The organism is Yoonia maricola (assembly GCF_002797915.1).
GTDB classification, from domain to species: domain Bacteria; phylum Pseudomonadota; class Alphaproteobacteria; order Rhodobacterales; family Rhodobacteraceae; genus Yoonia; species Yoonia maricola.
This window is the reverse complement of the sequence record NZ_PGTY01000003.1, coordinates 448,023-469,110: the sequence shown is the minus strand read 5'-3', so window position 1 is coordinate 469,110 and position 21,088 is coordinate 448,023. Positions and strand designations below refer to the sequence as shown.

Here is a 21,088-nt window from a genome sequence, read left to right as displayed (position 1 = left end):
GATGCGCGTCGGCGAACTTCTAACCGCGGGATTTCTGGCCCTTCTGTCGTTGTATCTGATGTGGAAAAGCACTGAGCTGCCGATCGGATATATCGCAGGCACAGGCCCCGGTGGCGGTGCGTGGCCATTCTGGCTTTCCGCGATCATGTTGATCAGCTGTATCTGTATCGCCATCAACTGGTGGCGTGGAACCAGCCCCGCATCGCAGTCCGAAGATCCCGTTCTTGACCGCCACGGGTGGAAGTCGCTGATTTTTGTCGGCGGCGGTATTATTGTTTTCGTGGCCTTGATCAGCATCATTTCGATGTACGGTGCGATTGCCGTGTTTTTGTTCTATTACATCTGGTTTTTGGGACGGCACGGTTTGATCCTGAGCCTTGCCATATCGCTCATCACGCCGGTTGCGCTGTTTTTCTTTTTTGAAGGGGCCATGCAGATCACGATGCCATCGGGTTTGCCGTTCACTGACCCGGTTTTCAACTTCCTTTATGAGATCATCTACTAAGGCATTGGCACGCCACCACTCAGAAAGCACTTAATATGGACGTCCTTCTTTTGCTTGCAGATGGCATGTTGTTGTCGCTCCAGCCGCTGAATTTGGTCATGATCCTGCTTGGCGTCACACTTGGCCTGTTCATCGGAGCGATGCCGGGGCTGGGATCGGTCAATGGTGTGGCGATCTTGTTGCCGGTGACCTTTCTGGTGCCGCCGGGATCGGCGATTATCTTTTTAGCCGCGATCTATTACGGCGCGATGTATGGCGGCGCGGTTTCATCGATTACCTTGGGTATTCCGGGGGCATCGACCGCAGTAGCCACGACGTTTGACGGCAGGCCGCTTGCCCAACAAGGCCGCGCGAGCCTTGCGCTTGTGACGGCTGCATTGGCGTCTTTTATTGGCGGCACTGTTGCCAATGTTTTATTCACGCTGTTTGCACCTTTGTTGGCTTCCGTCGCCCTATCCTTTGGACCGCCCGAGGTGTTTGCGCTGATGCTGCTCGCTTTTGCTACTTTTGTCGGCCTTGGCGGTGATGATATTCCCAAAACTGTTTTCTCGATTTGTTTTGGCCTTGTGCTGGGCGCGGTTGGGTTTGACCAGATTTCAGGCGCGCCGCGCCTTGTGCTGTTTGACTATAATGGGTTTCTGCAAGGGATCGGTTTTCTGGTGCTGGCGATCGGTGTCTACGGGATCGGAGAGATGCTGTGGACGATTGACCAGACACGCGGTGATGTCACCGCGACAACCCCGAAGATGACGATCAAAGGGATGGCATCGGATACAAAAGAGGCGGCGAAGCGTGGCTGGAAAGGCACGATGATTGGGTCGTTCTTAGGCTTCTTTGTCGGCGTTTTGCCCGCAGCGGGGGCCACCCCCGGTTCGCTAATGTCTTATGGTGTCGCCAAGATGGTATCGCGCAAGCCCGAGGAGTTCGGTAAAGGCTCGCCCGATGGTGTGGCTGCGCCAGAGGCCGCCAACAACTCTGCCTCCACGGGGTCAATGCTGCCGATGCTGACGCTCGGTATCCCCGGCTCGCCCACCACAGCGATCCTGCTGGGTGGCATGGTGATCTGGGGCTTGGTGCCCGGCCCGCGCCTGTTTGTGGACGAACAAGAGTTCGTCTGGGGTTTGATCGGGTCGTTCTATATTTCGAATGTGGCGGCCCTTTTGATCAACCTCGCGTTTATCCCGGTCTTCATCTGGATGTTGCGGATGCCATTTACCATCCTGGCCCCGATGATCTTTGTCCTATCGATTGCGGGCGGTTATGCGGCGACGCGCGACATGTTTGATATCTGGCTGATCGTTCTTTTCGGCCTTGGTGCCTTCTTTATGCGCAAGTTCGATTACCCGTTGGCACCCGCCGTACTCGCCATCGTGCTGGGGCCAATCGCCGAGCCGACTTTGCGCCAGTCCCTGCTATTGTCATCGGGTGATCCGTCAATCTTTTTCACCCGCCCGGTTGCGGGGCCGATCACGATCATTGCGTTGGTCCTGATCTTCCTGCCAGCAATTAAGGTTGTGCGCCGCATGCGTGACGAGAGAAAGCCAGCGTCGTAACGCTGGCTTTTTTCTGTCAATCAATGTCCCGGTTTAGCTGTAAAGACCTGCAACCTTACCGCGTAATTGCACCAGTGCCAGCACAGTATCGATGGTCGGCGTCGGTGTCCCGGTCACACGCCCAAGTTCTTGCACTGATCCGACCAGCGCATCAATTTCCATCGGGCGGCCCATATCAAGGTCCTGCAACATTGACGTGCGGTGCGCACCGACATCAGCGCCACCTTGAATACGGCGATCCACATCAATGGGGAATTTGACACCCAGATTTTCGGCGATGGTCTGTGCTTCAAGCATCATGTTGCGCGCAACCTCGCGCGTGCCGGGCTCGGTGCAAAGCACATCCAGCGTCGCATGGGTCAAGGCCGAGATTGGATTGAACGACAGGTTCCCCCAAAGCTTGATCCAAATCTCATCCCGGATTTTGGGACGTACGGGTGCCTTTAATCCTGCCGCACTCAGCGCCTTTGAAAGGCGCATCGCCCGCTCTGATTTCTCGCCTGATGGCTCGCCCAGCGAAAAGCGGTTGCCTTCAATGTGCTTGATCACACCGGGCTCGATTACCTCTGCCGCCGGATACACCACACAGCCCAGCACATTGTCCGGCCCAAAGCCGTCCCATTGTGCGTCACCCGGATCAACACTGGCAAGGCGTGTACCTTCCAGATCGGTGCCTACTTTATGGAAATACCACCACGGCACACCGTTCACACCGGACACAATGGTTGTGTCAGGGCCGATCAGCGGTTTCATTTTGGAGACCACAGGCGGCACAGAATGCGCTTTGAGCGTGACAATGACATAGTCCTGTGGACCCAGATCAGCCGGATCATCCGATACCGTGACAGGCATCGTCCGGGTCTCGCCCTCTTCAATGAGCGTCAGACCGTTTGCCTGCATTGCCGCCAGATGCGGCCCGCGTGCGACAAGGCTGACGTCGGCCCCGGCCTCAGCCAGTTTGGCACCCATGTAGCCGCCGATAGCGCCTGCTCCGAAAATACAGATCTTCATGATGCTGTATCCACAAGGCCCAGTTTTTCAGCCAGCCCGATACGCTGGAGTTTCCCTGTCGCACCTTTGGGGATTTCATCGAGGATGACCACCTTACGTGGCACTTTGAAGTCAGCAAGCCGTTCCGAGGCAAAGTCGCGCACATCACGCTCGCTGATATCCTCACCCTCGCGCAGGACAACGGCGGCGGCGACTTCCTCACCCAGCTTGGGATGGGGTAGGGCAAAGGTCACAACCTGTGCGATGGCGGGGTGCGCGGACAGCACACCATCCACCTCAAGCGGGCTGACCTTTTCACCGCCACGGTTGATGATTTCTTTCAGACGGCCCGTCAAAGAAAGATAGCCATCTGCGTCAAACGTGCCTTGGTCGCCGGTGCGGAACCAGCGCTTGCCTTCGGCGTCAAAGAAGTTTTTGGCGTTGGCGTCTGGATTGTTTTCATATCCCGGCGTCACGTTGGGGCCTGAGATCACGATCTCACCGATAGCGCCATCGGTGAGTTGTGGTTCGATCTCATGCGCAATGCGAACTTCGGGGCCGGCAGGTACGCCGACAGCGCCGGGTTTTTGTGCGCCGGGTTTGAGTGGGTTCGAACACATTTGATGCGCAGCTTCGGTCATGCCGTAGCCCTCGATGACGGGGGCACCAAAAGTTTCGAACAGCTTTTCCATGACCGGGCCGGGCAGGGAGGCTGATGAAGAGCGCAGGAAGCGCAACCGCGCCGCTTCGATGATCTCTGCGTTGCGCGGTGCGCGCGATAGGATCGCCTGATGCATCGTTGGGACTGCAGTGTACCATGTTGGGTCACAGTCCCGCAGCCAGCCAAAGAAACGCAGCGCGTCAAAGCCGGGCGCGCACCAGACCTGACCACCTGTGGCGAGCGTGGAAGAGACAGCGGCCAGAAGGCCGTGAATGTGGAACAGCGGCATGACGTTCATGCAGCGGTCATCGGCCGTCAGTGCCAGCGATGTGGCGATGTTGTGTGCGGATGCGGCGACGTTTGATTGCAAGAGCGGCACGATCTTGGGGCGTGATGTGGTGCCTGAGGTATGCAGGATCAGTGCCACATCACTCGCCTCTGGCGCTGCCGTATCGCAAGATCCGGTCACGTCCGTTTGTAGCGTGAATTGCCCCGCAGCGGCGTCATTATTGACTGATAAGCGCAGGATCGTGACGCCCAGTTTCTTTGCTGCCTTATAGGCGGCGCCGTCGTCATCAGCCATCAGAACGACGGCTTTGGCTTTCAGGTCATCGACATAAAATGCGAATTCATCTTCGCGGTAGGCGGGGTTTAGTGGTGCCGTCACTGCCGTTTGTGCGATGGTGATAAAAGCTGCTGCCATCTCGGGCCCGTTGGGCAGCACAATCGCCACCCGATCTCCACGTCCGATACCCGCATCATGAAGTGATCCAGAGACCTCATCAGCCAGCGCGCGCAAGCCACCATAGCTGAGCCAGTCACGCTCGGGCGCACCAATAGCGGGTGCAGCTTCGGGATGGCTCGCGAGTAAGCTTTTTAGCGTATCTGACACTTTATCTCTCCGATTATTTGAATGACACAACCATAGCGCACATGCTGCACCATGCAACCATTGCGCAAGGGGGGAAAGTGGTCGATCAACGCACGCGCGGTATCGGTGTTATGGCGGTTTTAGGACCCCGCCTTAAGCGCCATCATCGCGCCTCGAAGCTCGGCCAGACCCTTCATGCGGCCGCAGAGGGGATAGCCTGGGGCGCTGTTTTGCCCAAGGTCTGTCAGAATATCCTGTCCGTGGTCTGGCCGCATGGGCAATGCATCCGGGTTTGGGTGCGCCTGCAAAAGCGTGCGCAGCACTGCGATCATATCGGTTGATCCGGCCAGATGTTCGTCTTCGAAAAAGCTGGTTGGCACAGTGTCATCTGCGCGTCGCACATTGCGTAAATGCGCAAAATGGATGCGATCAGCAAATTGATTGATGATCGCACACAGATCGTTGTCGGCCCGCGCGCCAAGCGAGCCACTGCAAAAGGTCAGCCCGCTGGCGTGGCTGTCGACCGCGCCCAGAAGGAATGCGATATCGGCTTGTGTCGAAACGACCCGCGGCAATCCCAGCACGGGCCAAGGCGGGTCATCGGGGTGGCAGCACATCTGGATACCGCAGTCTTCTGCTGTTGGGATAACGGCTTGCAGGAATGCTGTCAGGTTTTGGCGCAGCGCATCGGGCCCGATATCGTCATAGGTGGCCAGAGCCATGTGCAGCTCATCCAGCGTAAGATGCTCAGCCGCGCCGGGCAAGCCTGCCACGATTGTCGTCGTCAGCGCGTCTATCGCCGCTTTATTGGTTTGTTCAAACCGCGTGGTGGCCGCCGATGAGATAGCCTGAGTATAGTCAGCCGCAGCATCTATGCGCTGCAGGACATGCATATCGAACATCGCAAAATCGGCTAGGTCAAAGCTCATCGCGGTACCGCCATGCGGCATCCGTTTGGCGATATCGGTCCGTGTCCAATCCAGCAGCGGCATGAAATTGTAGCAAACAACCCGGATACCTTCAGCGGCAAGGTTGCGCAGTGATGCCTTGTAGGCCGCGATATGGGCGGCAAAATCGCCGCTGTTGGTTTTGATCGTTTCCGAGACGGGCAGGCTTTCGACCACATCCCATTTCAGTCCTGATGGTGTGCCATCGTTCATGACTGCGATTTCAGCTTTGCGTGCGGCAATGCTTTCGCGGGACCAGATGATACCGGGGGCAAGATTGTAAAGACCGGTCACGACGCCTGCGACACCGGCTTGCAGCATGTCGTCGATTGTCACTTGATCTGTTGGCCCAAACCAGCGCCACGTTTGTTTCATCCGCTTGCCTTGCTTTGGTTTTGCGGGTTAGGGGTGAGGTGGGTCATGTGCTTGGGCGGCTCATTCAAAGTAGTCAGGATGCGTTTCCTGCACCGCCTTGATGATAGGTGTCAGCCGGTCAAGATGCTGCCGTATCGCGGTTTCAACCTTGCGTTTGTTGCCTTGTCTGACAGCATCGAGAATTTCGACATGATCCTCAAACAGGTCTTTCATGGATGCCTGACTGGTCAGGCTTAGCATACAGAGCCGGTCAACCTGCGCTTTGCTGCCTGAGATCATTTCAAACGCAAAATCCGCTTTGGCAGTGGCACAGAGCAGCTGGTGAAAATCGTAGTCATGAGCATGAAACTTATCTGCGTCATTGTCCGCCATAGCTTGGCTTTGATTTTCCATACATGCATCCAGATGGGTATCAAATGACGTGTCCCGTTCATCACATGCGCTGCGCAACACTTCTAATTCGATTGCGGCGCGCAGGAAGCGCGTGTTCTGAATGTCCTCAAGAGAAAAGTGGCGGACCACTGTGGGGCGTTGGGGGCGGATCGCAACCAGACCAAGTTTGCTCAGACGGCCGAAGGCCTCTCTCACAGGTTGGCGCGAAAGATCGAACCGTTTTGCAACATCTGCTTCCGACATCTTGGTGCCGGGCAGAAGGCTGAGATCGACGATTTCATCATAGAGTACTGCAAAGACCATATCTGCGCTGGTTTGGCGTTCCATCAATCGATTTGACGTATCCATGTCATTCTTTCCTCACCGGCGATGCGACGACTCTTAGCTGTCAGCTCGCTTTTTTCCAACCCAGATTCTGTAGTCCACGCCTTGTGCGAAAAGATGCGACTTTCACATGTTACGGATTTTATATATATTTTACAAATTGTTATAAGTTTTTCCAGTTTGGGAAACTAAAATGCTTGCCTTGTAAACGACTAGTATACTAGAAAACATGACTAACAAAATGATGCTGTGCGCATTCGTTGCGGCAAGGGAGGCAAAATGGCCTTAAAGGGAACAAAAGCCATCGTCACTGGTGGTCGCTATGTCGACGCGGCCGATGTGATTGCCGTGTTCCTTGCGGCCGAAGACGTCAGTTTCAACATTGCTATTTGTAACGATGCACATGGGGGTGTTGCGTCATCTTAATTGTCTGTCGGTAAGCCGCCGACAACATTTCGCGAGTCCCAGGTAGAAGCCGGCCTGGAACAGTATCTCATAAAGTCGGCTTCACACTAGGGAGGATAAAATGTTTCTTTTTTCAACAAAGGGCCTGATTGCTTCTGCAGCGCTGGCCATGACAGTCACCGCAGCACAGGCACAGGATGTCACGCTGCGCGGTGCAAGCATGTTCGACGAAGAGCACGCTTTCACAATCACATTGCGCAAGTTCGAAGAGCTGGTTGCCGAAAACTATGGCGGTGACATTGCGTTCGACCTGCGCCTGAATGGTGAACTGGGCGTTGAGAGCGACTATGTCACCTACCTTAACCAGGGTGTCGCGGTCGACTATACCATCCTTGCGCCATCCAACATGGCGGTCTTTTCCGAATCCATTCCTTTGATGGACATGCCTTTCCTGTTCCGTGATCTTGACCACTGGGATGCGGTGCTGTCGTCAGACACGCTGACGCCACTGGAAGATGATCTGCGTGAAGCGGCCGGTATCGTCATTGTGGGTTACACTGGTGGCGGTGTACGTAACCTTGCCTCTGCTGAGCCAATCACGAACATGGAAGAGTTGGCTGGTCACCGGATGCGTGTGATGGGTGCCCCTATTCAGGCGCAAACATTCTCTGCAACAGGCGCCGCCCCTTCTGCGATCGCCTATAACGAAGTCTACAACGCGATCCAGACGGGCGTGATTGCAGGCTTTGAAAACGAAGCTGCTTCCATCCAGAACCTCAAGTTCTACGAAGTCGCGCCGCATATTTCACTCACTCAACACACGATCACTGTGCGGCCGATCGTCATGTCTGCAAAAATCTTTGATGGTCTTCCTACTGACCTTCAGGACGCAATCATGGCCGCTGGCGCAGAGGCTGGTAGCTTCGGTCGTGCGCTGGAAAGCGGACAAGACGGCGAAAAACTGCAGGAAATGATCGACGCAGGTCAGATTACCGTGCATGAGTTCGATGGGCGGGACACGATGCTGGAGCTTGTTCAGCCGGTGCAGGATGCCTACGCCGCTGAACTGGGTGCGACCGAGCTTCTGACTGCCATTCGCGGTATGTAAACTGGGGAGGGGCGGCGGCTAAGCCGTTGCCCCATCTCGACCCTGCCAATCGGGTCCATTGACCCGGATGAACTGGATATATGCAATGATTGGCACCTTTCTTGATAAATTCTGCGACGGGTTGAGGGTTCTTTTGGGCGTTCTGATGGGCGCCTTGGCTATCCCCGTCGCTATGCAGGTGATCTCGCGCTACACCGGCATTATTCCAAGCTACCTTTGGACCGAAGAACTTTCGACATTCATTTTCGTATGGATTGTTATGATTGGGTCCATGGTCGCGGTGTGGGATGGGACGCACTTTGACGTCAGGGTCATACCCGATGCGATGTCGCCGCTTTTGCGCCTGTTGCAAAACGCATTCGTGCATATTGCGATCTTATTTTTCGGCGTTTTATTCGCCTACTACGGGCTCGAGTACGTGGAATTTGGAAATAACCAGCGATCCGTCATGATGCGCGCCAATCTGGCCATCACCTATGTCTCCGTACCCATCGCGGGTGTGATGTGGACAGTCTTTTCGGCCTACCGGATTTGGGAAGAATTCAGGGCCTACCGCCAAGCAGGAAGTAAGCGCATATGATTGTTGGAAGTGGTCTGGCCTGTGCTCTGTTGGTGGGCTGTTTTCTGGTTCTCGTGTTTCTGCGGATCCCTGTTGCCTTTGCGCTGGGTCTGTCAACGATCCCGCTGGTGCTGCTGGAGCTGCGCCTGACGCCCTTTATCGTGCTGGACCGCATGTTCCAGTCTTACAATTCCTTCATTCTGCTGGCTGTTCCGTTCTTCTTGCTTGCAGCCAATCTGATGAACTCTGGCAAGGTCACGGACCGGTTGATCGAACTGGCGCGCGTGATGACAGGCTGGATGCCCGGTGGTCTGGGCCACGTGAATGTTGCCGTGTCCATGCTTTTTGCGGGGATTTCGGGGTCATCAACGGCAGATGCCGCCGGATGTGGTAAAATCCTGATCCCTGCCATGCAAAAAGAGGGCTATGACACCAAATTCGCGGTCGCGATCACGGCCTGTTCGTCTGTGATGGGTGTGATCATACCGCCGTCGATCCTTATGATCGTATGGGGCGGCGTGATGCAGGTCTCAGTCGGTGCCTTGTTTCTGGGCGGCGCGATACCGGGCTTGATGATTGGTCTGTCCTTGATGGCTACGGTTTATGGATTTGCCAAAGTGCGCGGATATCCGATTTCGGGCAAGCCGACATTCGCGGAGTTCTGGGCGGCCTGCAAAGGCGCGAGCCTTGCGCTTCTGACCCCGATCTTTGTAATCGGCAGCATCGTTGGCGGTTTCGTAACACCCACTGAAAGCGCGATTATCGCTGCCGGTTATTCGCTGATCCTTGGCATGTTTGTGTACCGCACGGTGCGTCTGCCTGACCTTGGGCATATTCTTTATGACACGGCACGGTTCGCTGCGATCTCGCTCTTTGCGATCGGTACGGCCTCTGCCTTTGGCTGGCTCTTGTCGTTCTATAATGCACCGCGTTTGATCGTTGGCACGATGACCGCGCTTGATCTTGGTCCTTTTGGTACTGCACTGATCATCGCGGCGCTGTTCCTGATCTTCGGGCTTTTCATTGACGCCATTCCGACGATTATCATTCTGGGTACGGTTCTGATGCCGGTTGCACAAACGGCCGGAATTGATCCGATTGCATTCGCCATCATCGGGATTGTGGCTTTGGCCTTTGGTCTGGTCACGCCGCCTTATGGGTTATGTTTGCTGATATCGGCAGCCATTGGCGGGCTGAATGTTGTGCAGGTGATCGGGGATGTGGCAATTATTCTGTTGCCCATGCTTTTGATCCTATTGCTGATCGCAGCCTTCCCTGAAATCGCACTCTGGTTGCCCCAAACGTTAATGCCGGGCTCATTTAGGTAAACGGACCGATTTTACCAGCTTTTTGCTGGCTTTACGCCAAAACGGCAGAATTCTTGGAATTCTGTCGTTAGCGGGCCAATAGATAAGGCGAAATGCCTGTTTCGGGCCAATTTCCGCACAGTTATGCAGCATACAGCCGAATAGCCTGTAAAATGGGCTGAATTCAGCCACACTTATCATGGTCGATATGTAAACTGGTGGTGCGACAATCTGACTGTCGTACGTGTGGATGAAGCCAATTCTTCCATGTGATCCTAAGAGAAAGCCTATTCAAACAATGGAAGATAGGGGAACAGACTCATGAAATTAGTGATCGGCCTGGACGGGGCCAGTACCGGGGGCAAGGCCCTTGATTTCGCCAAGAACCTGGCGAAAAAAACCGAAACCTGTGAATTGATTGTGGTTTACGTGATTGAATGGTCACCGTTCTCTTTTCAAACCGCCGAAGAAAACGCAGAGCGCCATAAACGACGCGAAGAAGAAATCGCCGTTGCGATGGAACGCGTTGTCGATCCAGCGGTCGCCGAATTGAAAAGCGCTGGGCTCTCTGCTCGCGCCATTGTCCGCCACGGTGATGTGGCAGATACCATTGATGATGTCGCACATAGTGAGGGCGCCGATCAAATCGTCGTAGCGCGCTCAAGTGCCGGTGGTCTGACATCGCGGCTGTTCGGCAGCTCAACTGCAAATCTTGTCATGAACGCGCGCGTTCCTGTCACTGTTGTCGCATAAGGAACGTAAACATGAAAAAGCTTTCCGCACTATTTTTGGCGCTCGTCGCCTATGTTTCTCTTGCGTTGCCAGCGCAGGCGCAAGAGGCTGCACAATCATTGGATGCCCGCGTTAATGAGGTTTTTGCCAGCGCTACGGGCTGGTTTGTGAATTTTATCTTCATGGCAATTCCAGGCACAGACTTTCCCTGGATCGTCATGTGGCTGGTGATCGGTGCATCAATCTTTACCGTCTATTTTGCTTTTGTGCAGTTCAGGTTCTTTGGCCATGCTATCGGCCTTGTAAAGGGTGACTATTCCGACCCCAACGACGCGGGCGAGGTCAGTCACTTTCAAGCGCTGGCGACGGCGTTGTCAGGCACGGTTGGCTTGGGCAACATCGCGGGTGTTGCTGTGGCCGTCGGTATCGGTGGTCCCGGTGCGACGTTCTGGATGATCCTTGCTGGCCTTCTGGGGATGGCGTCGAAGTTCACGGAATGTACGTTGGGTGTGAAATACCGCAACGAATACCCCGATGGCACCGTGTCGGGTGGCCCGATGTATTACATCAGCAAGGGCTTTGATGAGCTTGGCTTGCCGGGTGGTAAAATTCTGGCGGTGATGTTCTCGATCTTCTGTATTCTGGGCGCCTTAGGCGGCGGGAACATGTTCCAGGCCAATCAGGCACATGCGCAGATCACGCAGATCACCGGTGATTTCCCCGGCTGGATTACGGGCCTTGTCTTTGCGGCTGTTGTGTTTGCCGTGATCGTCGGTGGCATCAAATCCATCGCTAAAGTCACCGAGAAGATCGTGCCATTCATGGGCATCCTTTATGTTGGCGCGGCCATCGTCGTTCTGATCGTAAACTATGACATGATCGGCTGGGCCTTTGGTCAGATTTTTGCGGGTGCATTTACCGGTCTTGGTGTCGCAGGTGGTTTCGTCGGTGCGTTGATCCAGGGCTTCAAACGTGCGGCGTTCTCTAACGAGGCGGGCGTTGGTTCTGCGGCGATTGCACACTCTGCGGTAAAAACCAAAGAGCCGATCACCGAAGGGTTCGTATCGCTGCTTGAGCCATTGATCGATACCGTTGTGATTTGCACGATGACCGCTTTGGTGATCATCATCTCGCAGCAACTGATCATTGACCAAGAGACCGGCAACTACGTGCTGAACGAAGCCGGTACGGCGATTGCAACCGTGGACAGCAACAGCGGTGTTGCGCTGACCTCTGCGGCGTTTGGTTCTGCGATCAGCTGGTTCCCATTTGTGCTGGCTATTGCAGTGATCTTGTTTGCCTTCTCGACAATGATTTCATGGTCCTACTATGGCTTGAAAGCATGGACCTATCTGTTTGGTGAAGGCAAAACGACAGAGCTGATCTTTAAGATCATCTTCTGCATCTTCATCGTCATCGGTGCGGCAGCAAGCCTTGGTCCGGTCATTGATTTCTCTGATGCGGCGATCTTTGCCATGGCGGTTGTGAATATCTTCTGCCTCTACTTCCTGATGAAAGTCGTAAAGACCGAGCTTGCGTCTTACAGCGCGCGCCTGAAGTCGGGTGAGATCAAGAAATTTACGCACTAAAGGCTTGCGTCAAAGATATAAAAGGCCGCCCCTTTTGGGGCGGCCTTTTTGGGTTGTGGGCAGCGGTTCAATATCGTGGCACCGCCCGATGCCTTTCACCAAAAGATGAAGCGCGTTTGTGGTTTACAGTGTTTGCAAAATGCCCAGTTTCTGGTCATCTTACGCTCTATGGAGGTCCTCAATTTTAGTCACAGCGGCTTTTTGATCGTAATGTCTTGTGTCGTTGCGCTTGTTGCTGGATTCACAGGTCTTTCGCTCACACGTGATCTTGCACAGCGACCTATGTTTCAAAAGAAAGTATCTATTACACTGGCGTCCATTGCCTTGGGCGGCGGCATTTGGGCTATGCATTTTGTTGCAATGCTGGGGTTACAGCTACCGATCCTGTTTTACTATGATGCGGCAATTACACTTGTTTCGGCGTTGTCAGCGATCCTGCTTGTTGGCGCGGCTCTGATATTGCTGCATTTCGCTGATCGAACCCCAAGGGTGATTGCGCTGGCAGGTGCGATTGTGGGTGTGGGTGTATTGGTGATGCACTATATCGGCATGGCCGGGTTAGAGTTGTGCCGTGCGGTCTATACCCCCGTTGGTGTCGTGTTTTCCTCTGTTGTGGCGATTGGTTTGTGCATGCTGGCCTTCTGGATCGCTTATGGGCAGCGGACCAACCGCAACATTGTACTGGGTACGATCTGCTTTGCGATTGCAGTTTGCTCTGTTCATTTTCTCGCAATGGCGGGCACAAATTTTGTGCCAGAACCGACCGCTGCAGAATTTGGGCCATCCATGAGCAATGAGACGCTTGCGCTTGGCGTAATCTTTTTCAGCTTTGTAATTTTTGGGGCCTGCTTGTGGGTCAGCGTGACCTACTTGATCCCCTCTGATGTTGTGGAGAATGCCTCCCAATCGCCGGTAACGCGCAGCGCCGAAGCGGTCGCTGGATTGCAAATCCCCTGCGAGCGAGATGGCAATAAGGTTTTTATCCGTTCTGATGATGTTCTGTTTGTGCGGGCGGATGGGCACTATACGCAGATATATACCGACGACGAACGGTTGTTCTGCGTCTGGCCGGTGACAGAGGCGTCAAAGCGGCTCTTGCCTACCGGGTTTTTGCAAACGCACCGTAGCTATCTGGTTAATCCTGCCCGCGTATCGCGCTTTGAGCGGACCAAGGACAAGGGACGCTGTATCTTTGACGGTGCAGATTTACCGCCCGCACCTGTGAGCCGTTCAAAGTTGAAGGCGATTCAAGATGCCTTGGCGGCGCAAGCTAGCGCAGTTCGTGCGTAATAGGGCGCATTTCGTGCAAAAGACCTGTATTCCATTGATTTTCTAGTGCCGCGACATGCCGTCGCATCCAGTCTGGACCCCAGCCAGATGATTTGCTTTAGGGAGGAGAAAGCCGATGATTCCAGCGGCATTTGAATATTATCGCCCAAAAGACATGGACGGTGTCCTGTCTATACTTGAAGAGCACGGAGACGATGCGCGTGTGATGGCGGGCGGTCACAGCCTGATCCCCATGATGAAACTGCGCATGGCGGATGTGCCCCATCTGATCGATCTGCAAGATGTTGGCGGTATGTCAGATATCGAGCTGACGGCCGACAGCATCCGCATTGGCGCGTTGGTCACCCAAGCTGATATTATTGATCACGCTCGTTTGGCAGCAGCAGCGCCGATCTTGCGGGAAGCGGCTTTGCAAATCGCTGATCCGCAGGTGCGCTACATGGGTACCATTGGCGGCAACGTCGCAAATGGTGACCCGGGCAATGACATGCCAGGCTTGATGCAATGTCTGAATGCGTCATTCACAGTGGTCGGTGCCGACGGCGAACGCGACATTCCGGCGCGTGAGTTCTACGAGGCGGCTTACATGACCGCTCGCGAGGATGAGGAGGTGCTGACGACAGTGACCATCCCACTGCCCAAAGGTGGCTACGCCTATGAAAAGCAGAAGCGCAAGATTGGCGACTATGCGACGGCGGCGGCGGCGGTACAAATCGTCAAGGATGGCAGTAACTGTGTGTCAGCCTCTATTGCGATGACGAACCTGAGCGATACGCCGATTTATTCTGAAGACGCGAGTGCCGCTCTTGTCGGTACTGCGGTTGATGCTGCTGCTCTTGATGCTGCGGTCGCTGCCATGTTGGAGGATATCGACCCGACCGAAGATAATCGCGGCCCCATCGCATTCAAAAACCATGTCGCCGGCGTCATCCTACGCCGCGCCATCACCCGCGCTTGGTCGCGGGCGTAAGGGAGGATACCCATGCCAAAGAAAATGCACATCAAGCTGAACGTGAATGGCAAGGACGAAGAATTCCTCGCCGAACCGCGCGAACTGTTGATTTACACACTGCGCGAGCGGTTGAACATCACAGGCCCACATATTGGCTGCGAGACCTCTCATTGCGGGGCCTGCACGGTGACCATCGACGGCAAGTCAGTGAAGGCTTGTACGATTTTCGCTGCCCAAGCCGATGGTAAAGAGGTGACGACCATTGAAGGCATCGGCGGGCCGGACGACCTGCACCCGCTACAGAATGCGTTCAAAGAACATCATGGCCTTCAGTGCGGCTATTGCACACCTGGCATGATCACACGCGCCACCAAGTTACTGGAAGAAAACCCTAACCCGACCGAGGAAGAAATCCGGTTCGGCATGGCCGGTAATATCTGCCGCTGCACGGGCTACCAGAACATTGTGAAGTCCATTCAGGCTGCGGCCACTGAAATGAATGCAGCCAAGGAGGCCGCAGAATGAAAGACGAAGTCACCCGCGAAGAACGCGTTGATAACCTCAAAGGTATGGGCTGCTCGCGCAAGCGCGTTGAGGATGCCCGATTCACGCAAGGCAAAGGCAATTACGTCGATGACGTAAAGCTGGATGGCATGATCTTTGGCGATTTTGTGCGCTCTCCCTATGCCCACGCGCGCATCAAAAGCATTGATACCGCTGCCGCGCTGGAAGTCCCCGGCGTGCTGGCCGTGCTGACCGCCGCTGATCTTGAACCACTGGGCTTGCATTGGATGCCGACCCTTGCTGGCGACAAACAGATGGTCTTGGCCGATGGCAAGGTGCTGTTCCAAGGGCAGGAAGTGGCCTTCGTCGTTGCCGAAGATCGCTATGCCGCCGCTGACGGGATTGAGGCGGTTGAGGTCGAGTACGAAGAACTCCCCGTTCTTGTTGATCCTTTTGAAGCATTGAAATCCGATGTTGTGCTGCGCGAGGATTTGGTGGCCGAAGATGGCTCTATCCCTGATGGCGCCCACGGCCCGCGCAAACATGCCAACCACATCTTCACATGGGAGGCTGGCGACAAAGACCCCACCGAAGAGGTCATCGCGAACGCTGATATCGTCGCCGAAGAAGAGATGTATTATCACCGCACCCACCCATGCCCGCTGGAAACCTGCGGCTGTGTGGCGTCGATGGACAAGGTGAATGGCAAGTTGACGCTGTGGGGCACTTTTCAGGCCCCCCACGCGATCCGCACGATTGTATCGCTGATTTCGGGGTTGGAGGAACACAATATCCGCGTCATCTCACCCGATATTGGTGGCGGTTTCGGTAATAAGGTCGGCGCCTATCCCGGTTATGTCTGTTCTGTCGTGGCTTCGATTGTGACAGGCAAGCCTGTCAAATGGATCGAAGACCGGATGGACAACCTGATGACCACGGCCTTCGCCCGCGACTATTGGATGAAGGGCAAGATTTCGGCCACCAAAGAGGGCAAGATCACCGGTCTGCATTGTCACGTGACAGCGGATCACGGCGGCTTTGATGCCTGTGCTGATCCGACCAAGTTCCCTGCCGGGTTCATGAACATCTGCACTGGGTCTTACGATATCCCAACTGCCTACCTTGAGGTCGATGGTGTCTACACCAACAAAGCGCCGGGCGGGGTCAGCTATCGTTGCTCCTTCCGGGTGACAGAAGCGGTGTACTTCATCGAACGGATGATCGAGGTGCTGGCGATCAAGCTGGATATGGACGCGGCAGAGCTGCGTCGGATCAATTTTATCAAGAAAGAACAGTTCCCCTATACTGCGGCCCTTGGCTGGGAATATGACAGCGGTGACTATCACACCGCTTGGGACAAGGCCCTAAAAGCGGTCGATTATGAAGGGCTGCGCGCCGAACAGGCGCAACGGGTTGAGGACTTCAAGGCAGGCAAGACGCGCAAGCTGATGGGCATCGGCCTGTCGTTCTTTACCGAGATTGTCGGCGCCGGGCCTGTCAAGAATTGCGATATTCTGGGCCTTGGTATGTTCGACAGTTGCGAAATTCGTATCCATCCCACCGGGTCCGCTATCGCGCGACTTGGCACGATCTCGCAAGGGCAGGGGCATGCGACCACATTCGCGCAAATCCTTGCCTCGGAAATTGGTCTGCCTGCTGACAGCATCACCATCGAAGAAGGTGATACCGATACCGCACCCTATGGTCTGGGCACCTATGGTTCACGCTCTACCCCGGTTGCCGGAGCGGCGACTGCCATGGCAGGGCGCAAGATTAGGGCCAAGGCACAGATGATCGCCGCCTATCTACTAGAGGTCCACGACAATGACGTGGAATTTGATGTAGATCGGTTTGTGGTCAAAGGCGCACCCGAAAAGTTCAAAACGATGAAAGAGATCGCCTTTGCCGCCTACAATCAGGCCATTCCGGGGATCGAACCGGGGCTTGAGGCGGTCAGCTACTACGATCCGCCCAATATGACCTATCCGTTTGGCGCTTATGTCTGCGTCATGGACATTGACGTGGATACCGGTGTGCCAGAAATCCGCCGCTTCTATGCGCTGGATGATTGTGGCACACGCATCAACCCGATGATCATCGAAGGTCAGGTGCATGGTGGTCTAACCGAAGCACTGGCAGTCGCATTGGGACAAGAGATAGCTTATGACGACATGGGTAACTGTAAAACGGGGACGTTGATGGACTTCTTCTTGCCGACTGCATGGGAAGTGCCGAATTACGAAACCGACTATACTGTGACCCCCAGCCCGCATCACCCCATCGGGGCAAAGGGCGTGGGCGAAAGCCCGCATGTGGGTGGAGTGCCTTGTTTCTCAAACGCGGTGCAGGATGCTTTCCGCCCGTTTGGCAACACGCATACCAACATGCCGCACGATCATTGGCGTATTTGGAAGGCCGCCAATGAACTGGGCCTGCACGGCTAAACGCGCCACAGCGAGGGTGAGGTGCGCCTCACCCTACGGAGCCATATTATGAGTTGGAATGATCTAAAAACTGCGCTTGCGGTCGAAGGCTATGTGGCCTCGGATGACTTGGCCGTTGCCTTGCAATTGGCCTTGTCATTGGGGCGCCCTTTGTTGTTGGAAGGGGCCGCTGGCGTTGGCAAGACCGAGATCGCGCGAACATTATCAGCGGTGAAGGACACGCGTCTGATCCGATTGCAATGTTATGAAGGGTTGGATGCGGCCCAAGCTATTTATGAATGGAACTACCAGCGCCAGTTATTGACCATCCGTGCCGCAGCCGAAGACGGTGAAACAGGTAAACAGGTCGAAGATCGTATCTTTTCGCGCGATTTCTTGTTGGAACGTCCCTTGCTGGCGGCCATCACACAAGACAGCCCGCCGGTGCTATTGATTGATGAAATCGACCGCGCGGACGAAGAATTCGAAGCCTATCTATTGGAGATTCTGTCGGACTTTCAGGTATCAATCCCCGAACTGGGCACAATCACGGCTGTCACTCGGCCGATTGTGATCCTGACGTCAAATGGCACGCGTGATTTATCTGACGCCCTGCGCCGCCGCTGTCTTTATACTTATGTGGCATATCCTGATCGTGCGACAGAACTGGCGATCCTTAAGGCGCGTTGTCCCGAAGTTGAGACGCATCTTGCCGACCAGATCATCGGTTTCGTCCAAAAACTGCGCGAAGAAGAGCTGGAGAAAACGCCGGGTATTGCAGAGACGCTCGATTTCGCAGCCGCTCTGATGGGCTTGGGTATTGCTGATCTGACGGACGACCCTGCGGTGTTACAGTCGACGTTGACGACATTGCTGAAGACCCAAAGCGATCAGGCGCATATCACGCCTGAGGTTACTGGGCGCATCGCGGGCAAAGCGGCATGAGCCGGATCACCAAATTTGCCGCCCGTGATCCTGGGCCATTGGCACGGGTCGCAGGCTTTGTCGCACATCTGCGCGAGAACGGGTTACGGCTGGGCGTGGCAGAGGCAGAGGTTGCCATGGCGGCCTTGGCCGAGGTAGAGGCCATTCACCCCGATGATAGCCGCCGGGCTTTACGGGCCGTCTGTACCGGGTGCAAAGACGAAGCAGAACGATTTGACGATTTGTTTGACAGCTATTGGATGGACATGGGCCGGGTCAGACAGAAGGTTGTACCGTCCCCATCAAGTACGATCAGTGATGACGTCCATTCATCGCGCGACGCCAAGGGCGAAGATGCGGGGGCATCTGGCAATGCAACTGCACCTGACACCGAAGAAGGGGCAGCAGACAGCGATGGCACTGGCAAACTGATCGCAACCCAGCAGCGTAATCTGACGCGCAAGGATCTGCGTGATCTGGTGCGTCCTGCGGAAATTGCAGAGGCCGAAGACGTGGCCCGCCGTATCGGTGCAGCCCTGCGTGACAAACGATCACGGCGCAGGATCGCCGCGCGCAAAGGCGACCGGCTGCATTTCCGCAAGATCATGCGTCAAAGCCTTGCAACAGGGGGCGAACCGCTGCGCCTGTTGCGCAAAAAACGCCCAGACCGGACACGTAAGATCGTAGCGTTGTGCGATGTATCGGGCTCCATGTCTGTCTACGCGCAGGTGTTTTTGGCCTTCCTTGCGGGACTGCTGCGTGCAGATACGGCAGCCGATGCATATCTGTTTCACACCCGTCTTGTGAGGATCACCGAAGCGCTGCGCGACAAAGACGCGATGCGTGCGATTGGGCGGATGTCGCTGATGGCCGATGGGTTTGGCGGTGGCTCAAAAATCGGGCCATCCCTGATGCGCTTTGCTGATACCTATGCCAAACGCTTTGTGGATGGGCGCAGTGTCGTGCTGATCCTGTCGGATGGGTATGATACCGAACCGCCTCAGATGATTGCAGCAGCGCTGGAAAAGCTGCGCAAACGGGGCTGCAAGGTGATCTGGCTCAACCCGCTTAAGGGCTGGGCGGACTATGCGCCGGTGGCCGAAGGAATGGCAGCGGCCTTACCCCATCTTGATGCATTCAAAGCGGCGAATACGCTGGCCGATTTGGCGGCACTGGAGCAGGAGTTGGCGACGTTATGACCTCTGCTGAAATCCTTTCTGACGATTTGGCCGAAGCGGTGCAAAAACTGCGCGCCAAAGATGAACCCTTTGCCTTTGCTACGATCGTACGCACTGCGGGGTCAACAGCAGCCAAGCCCGGCGCCAAGGCGTTGCTCAGTGCAGATGGCACGATCTTGCAAGGTTGGCTGGGCGGTGGGTGTACCAAAAGTGCGGTAAAACGTGCGGCGTTGGAAGCGCTGCAAAACCGGACCCCACAGCTTGTCTCGGTCGCACCAGAAGAGTTGCTGGCCGAGAAAGGTATCGCGGCTGGCGATGAGGTTGATGGGACCCGCTTTGCCCGGAACGGCTGCCCCTCGCGCGGCACCGTTGATATTTTCATAGAACCATGCTTGCCAACCCCGCAGCTGGTTGTGATGGGGGCTTCGCCTGTGGCCCAGGCGCTTGGCGCATTGGCGCCGCAGTTTCATTGGGCCGTTACGGCAAGCGCAAGTGCTGCAAAGCCGCATCAACAGCGTTTTATCGTGGTGGCCACCCAAGGGCAGGGCGACCTTGATGCGCTGAAAGCTGCACTTGCGGCAGAGCCCGACTATGTGGCCTTTGTGGGCAGCCGTCGTAAATATGCGGCGCTTGCGGACAAACTGGCAACGGCGGGAGTGGATGCGGCGAAGATTGCCGCTGTCCAAGCCCCGGCAGGTCTTGATTTGGGCGCCGTAACGCCAGAAGAAATCGCCCTGTCAATACTCGCGCAACTTGTGCAGGAACGGCGCGCCGCCGTCAAATCATCCGATGGCTGATGTTGCAGCAATCATATTGGCCGCAGGGCTGTCGCGCCGCATGGGCGCGCGTAATAAGCTGCTATTGCCCCTTGGGGGTGTCCCAATGATTCGCCATATGGTGGACGTCTATGCGCGGGCGACAACGCATCCTGTGCTTGTTGTGACTGGTCATCAAGCGGATGCGATCGAGGCGGCCATCGCAGGCAGTTTTGCCATAACGGTTTTCAACGCGGACTATGCGCAAGGGCAACCCACGTCTGTGGCTTGCGGTTTGCGCGCGGCGTGCGATGCTGCGACGATGCTGATCGGATTGGGTGACCAGCCCCTGCTGAAAAGCCACGACCTGCATCTTTTGCTCGAGACGCATCAGGCCGGTGATCAGACCCGCATCTCCATTCCAGTAAGGGATACGGACCGAGGCAATCCGATTGTCGTTCCCGCCAGCCTGCGCGCGCAGTTGTTAGAAGACCCCAAATCGCCGGGGTGCAAACAATTTACGCGCGCGCATCCCGAACACGTCGCATTTCTGACCCTTTCGGCTCCCGGATTTTATGCAGACGTTGACACCCCTGACGCTTACAGCGCTTTGATGCAGCATAAACTTGAGGAAACGTCATGAAAACGCTCAAGCAGATCATCATGCGCCTGCGCCGTAAAGCGGCGCTCACCCCCGAACAGGCCGAGATATTGGCCACCATCAAATTCCCCTGTTGCTAAAA

Annotated in this window: 20 protein-coding genes; 16 read left to right on the top strand and 4 right to left on the bottom strand. The window is 55.5% G+C overall.

The window, feature by feature from the left end:
- Position 1 precedes the first annotated feature (1 nt).
- Positions 2 to 505 (top strand): tripartite tricarboxylate transporter TctB family protein, encoded by a 504-nt coding sequence (locus BC777_RS16620; RefSeq protein ID WP_100369310.1) that lies wholly within the window; start codon positions 2 to 4, stop codon positions 503 to 505.
- Positions 506 to 540: 35 nt separating this feature from the next.
- The gene (locus tag BC777_RS16615) at positions 541 to 2,058 is read left to right on the top strand and encodes a tripartite tricarboxylate transporter permease (RefSeq protein WP_100369309.1); all 1,518 of its coding nucleotides are present in this window, start codon (positions 541 to 543) and stop codon (positions 2,056 to 2,058) included.
- Positions 2,059 to 2,091: 33 nt separating this feature from the next.
- On the opposite strand, the gene BC777_RS16610 is transcribed toward BC777_RS16615, so the two are convergent.
- The 4 genes from BC777_RS16610 to BC777_RS16595 all read right to left on the bottom strand — a co-directional run bounded on the left by BC777_RS16610 (position 2,092) and on the right by BC777_RS16595 (position 6,643).
- The gene (locus tag BC777_RS16610) at positions 2,092 to 3,069 is read right to left on the bottom strand and encodes a 2-dehydropantoate 2-reductase (protein ID WP_100369308.1); all 978 of its coding nucleotides are present in this window, start codon (positions 3,067 to 3,069) and stop codon (positions 2,092 to 2,094) included.
- Positions 3,066 to 4,601, bottom strand: coding sequence for an acyl--CoA ligase (locus BC777_RS16605; RefSeq protein WP_100369307.1), 1,536 nt, complete (start codon positions 4,599 to 4,601; stop codon positions 3,066 to 3,068). Before BC777_RS16605 ends, BC777_RS16610 begins: the two co-directional genes overlap by 4 nt.
- Before the next feature lie 119 nt (positions 4,602 to 4,720).
- Positions 4,721 to 5,902 (bottom strand): mannonate dehydratase, encoded by a 1,182-nt coding sequence (gene uxuA / locus BC777_RS16600; RefSeq protein ID WP_100369306.1) that lies wholly within the window; start codon positions 5,900 to 5,902, stop codon positions 4,721 to 4,723.
- A 60-nt stretch (positions 5,903 to 5,962) separates the two neighbouring features.
- On the bottom strand, positions 5,963 to 6,643 hold the full coding sequence (locus tag BC777_RS16595) for a GntR family transcriptional regulator (RefSeq protein ID WP_100369305.1): 681 nt from the start codon (positions 6,641 to 6,643) through the stop codon (positions 5,963 to 5,965).
- Positions 6,644 to 6,898: 255 nt separating this feature from the next.
- Between BC777_RS16595 and BC777_RS19400 the strand changes: the two genes are divergently transcribed.
- The 14 genes from BC777_RS19400 to BC777_RS16530 all read left to right on the top strand — a co-directional run bounded on the left by BC777_RS19400 (position 6,899) and on the right by BC777_RS16530 (position 20,988).
- Positions 6,899 to 7,045: a hypothetical protein gene (locus BC777_RS19400; RefSeq protein ID WP_168769195.1), complete on the top strand. Its 147-nt coding sequence runs from the start codon at positions 6,899 to 6,901 to the stop codon at positions 7,043 to 7,045.
- Between the two features lie 100 nt (positions 7,046 to 7,145).
- A complete protein-coding gene (locus tag BC777_RS16590) occupies positions 7,146 to 8,132 on the top strand; it encodes a TRAP transporter substrate-binding protein (RefSeq protein WP_100369304.1) in 987 nt (328 codons plus the stop codon).
- Between the two features lie 85 nt (positions 8,133 to 8,217).
- Positions 8,218 to 8,712, top strand: coding sequence for a TRAP transporter small permease (locus tag BC777_RS16585; RefSeq protein WP_100369303.1), 495 nt, complete (start codon positions 8,218 to 8,220; stop codon positions 8,710 to 8,712).
- Positions 8,709 to 10,019, top strand: a complete 1,311-nt coding sequence (locus BC777_RS16580; protein ID WP_100369302.1) for a TRAP transporter large permease — start codon at positions 8,709 to 8,711, stop codon at positions 10,017 to 10,019. Before BC777_RS16585 ends, BC777_RS16580 begins: the two co-directional genes overlap by 4 nt.
- Before the next feature lie 300 nt (positions 10,020 to 10,319).
- Positions 10,320 to 10,751 carry a universal stress protein gene (locus tag BC777_RS16575; protein WP_100369301.1) on the top strand — a complete coding sequence of 144 codons (432 nt, stop codon included), beginning with the start codon at positions 10,320 to 10,322 and terminating at the stop codon, positions 10,749 to 10,751.
- Between the two features lie 11 nt (positions 10,752 to 10,762).
- Entirely contained in the window at positions 10,763 to 12,319 is a 1,557-nt protein-coding gene (locus BC777_RS16570) for an alanine/glycine:cation symporter family protein (RefSeq protein WP_100369300.1), read from the top strand.
- 168 nt (positions 12,320 to 12,487) lie between these two features.
- Positions 12,488 to 13,609 carry an MHYT domain-containing protein gene (locus tag BC777_RS16565; protein ID WP_100369367.1) on the top strand — a complete coding sequence of 374 codons (1,122 nt, stop codon included), beginning with the start codon at positions 12,488 to 12,490 and terminating at the stop codon, positions 13,607 to 13,609.
- A gap of 115 nt (positions 13,610 to 13,724) precedes the next feature.
- Positions 13,725 to 14,579, top strand: a complete 855-nt coding sequence (locus tag BC777_RS16560; RefSeq protein ID WP_100369299.1) for an FAD binding domain-containing protein — start codon at positions 13,725 to 13,727, stop codon at positions 14,577 to 14,579.
- Positions 14,580 to 14,591: 12 nt separating this feature from the next.
- Positions 14,592 to 15,086 carry a (2Fe-2S)-binding protein gene (locus BC777_RS16555; RefSeq protein WP_100369298.1) on the top strand — a complete coding sequence of 165 codons (495 nt, stop codon included), beginning with the start codon at positions 14,592 to 14,594 and terminating at the stop codon, positions 15,084 to 15,086.
- Entirely contained in the window at positions 15,083 to 17,509 is a 2,427-nt protein-coding gene (locus tag BC777_RS16550) for an aerobic carbon-monoxide dehydrogenase large subunit (protein ID WP_100369297.1), read from the top strand. The genes BC777_RS16555 and BC777_RS16550 overlap by 4 nt, the downstream gene beginning before the upstream one ends.
- Positions 17,510 to 17,557: 48 nt before the next feature.
- A complete protein-coding gene (locus tag BC777_RS16545; RefSeq protein WP_100369296.1) occupies positions 17,558 to 18,433 on the top strand; it encodes an AAA family ATPase in 876 nt (291 codons plus the stop codon).
- Positions 18,430 to 19,611, top strand: a complete 1,182-nt coding sequence (locus BC777_RS16540; protein ID WP_100369295.1) for a vWA domain-containing protein — start codon at positions 18,430 to 18,432, stop codon at positions 19,609 to 19,611. The genes BC777_RS16545 and BC777_RS16540 overlap by 4 nt, the downstream gene beginning before the upstream one ends.
- Complete coding sequence (locus tag BC777_RS16535) at positions 19,608 to 20,387, top strand: XdhC family protein (protein WP_100369294.1); 780 nt, start codon at positions 19,608 to 19,610, stop codon at positions 20,385 to 20,387. The genes BC777_RS16540 and BC777_RS16535 overlap by 4 nt, the downstream gene beginning before the upstream one ends.
- Entirely contained in the window at positions 20,380 to 20,988 is a 609-nt protein-coding gene (locus tag BC777_RS16530) for a nucleotidyltransferase family protein (RefSeq protein WP_100369293.1), read from the top strand. Before BC777_RS16535 ends, BC777_RS16530 begins: the two co-directional genes overlap by 8 nt.
- Positions 20,989 to 21,088: the final 100 nt, after the last annotated feature.

Coding starts and splice junctions, on each gene's coding strand:
- BC777_RS16620 (WP_100369310.1), top strand. CDS start 2: ATGCGCGTCGGCGAACTTCTAACCGCGGGATTTCTGGCCCTTCTGTCG.
- BC777_RS16615 (WP_100369309.1), top strand. CDS start 541: ATGGACGTCCTTCTTTTGCTTGCAGATGGCATGTTGTTGTCGCTCCAG.
- BC777_RS16610 (WP_100369308.1), bottom strand. CDS start 3,069: ATGAAGATCTGTATTTTCGGAGCAGGCGCTATCGGCGGCTACATGGGT.
- uxuA (WP_100369306.1), bottom strand. CDS start 5,902: ATGAAACAAACGTGGCGCTGGTTTGGGCCAACAGATCAAGTGACAATC.
- BC777_RS16595 (WP_100369305.1), bottom strand. CDS start 6,643: ATGGATACGTCAAATCGATTGATGGAACGCCAAACCAGCGCAGATATG.
- BC777_RS19400 (WP_168769195.1), top strand. CDS start 6,899: ATGGCCTTAAAGGGAACAAAAGCCATCGTCACTGGTGGTCGCTATGTC.
- BC777_RS16590 (WP_100369304.1), top strand. CDS start 7,146: ATGTTTCTTTTTTCAACAAAGGGCCTGATTGCTTCTGCAGCGCTGGCC.
- BC777_RS16585 (WP_100369303.1), top strand. CDS start 8,218: ATGATTGGCACCTTTCTTGATAAATTCTGCGACGGGTTGAGGGTTCTT.
- BC777_RS16580 (WP_100369302.1), top strand. CDS start 8,709: ATGATTGTTGGAAGTGGTCTGGCCTGTGCTCTGTTGGTGGGCTGTTTT.
- BC777_RS16575 (WP_100369301.1), top strand. CDS start 10,320: ATGAAATTAGTGATCGGCCTGGACGGGGCCAGTACCGGGGGCAAGGCC.
- BC777_RS16570 (WP_100369300.1), top strand. CDS start 10,763: ATGAAAAAGCTTTCCGCACTATTTTTGGCGCTCGTCGCCTATGTTTCT.
- BC777_RS16565 (WP_100369367.1), top strand. CDS start 12,488: ATGGAGGTCCTCAATTTTAGTCACAGCGGCTTTTTGATCGTAATGTCT.
- BC777_RS16560 (WP_100369299.1), top strand. CDS start 13,725: ATGATTCCAGCGGCATTTGAATATTATCGCCCAAAAGACATGGACGGT.
- BC777_RS16555 (WP_100369298.1), top strand. CDS start 14,592: ATGCCAAAGAAAATGCACATCAAGCTGAACGTGAATGGCAAGGACGAA.
- BC777_RS16550 (WP_100369297.1), top strand. CDS start 15,083: ATGAAAGACGAAGTCACCCGCGAAGAACGCGTTGATAACCTCAAAGGT.
- BC777_RS16545 (WP_100369296.1), top strand. CDS start 17,558: ATGAGTTGGAATGATCTAAAAACTGCGCTTGCGGTCGAAGGCTATGTG.
- BC777_RS16540 (WP_100369295.1), top strand. CDS start 18,430: ATGAGCCGGATCACCAAATTTGCCGCCCGTGATCCTGGGCCATTGGCA.
- BC777_RS16535 (WP_100369294.1), top strand. CDS start 19,608: ATGACCTCTGCTGAAATCCTTTCTGACGATTTGGCCGAAGCGGTGCAA.
- BC777_RS16530 (WP_100369293.1), top strand. CDS start 20,380: ATGGCTGATGTTGCAGCAATCATATTGGCCGCAGGGCTGTCGCGCCGC.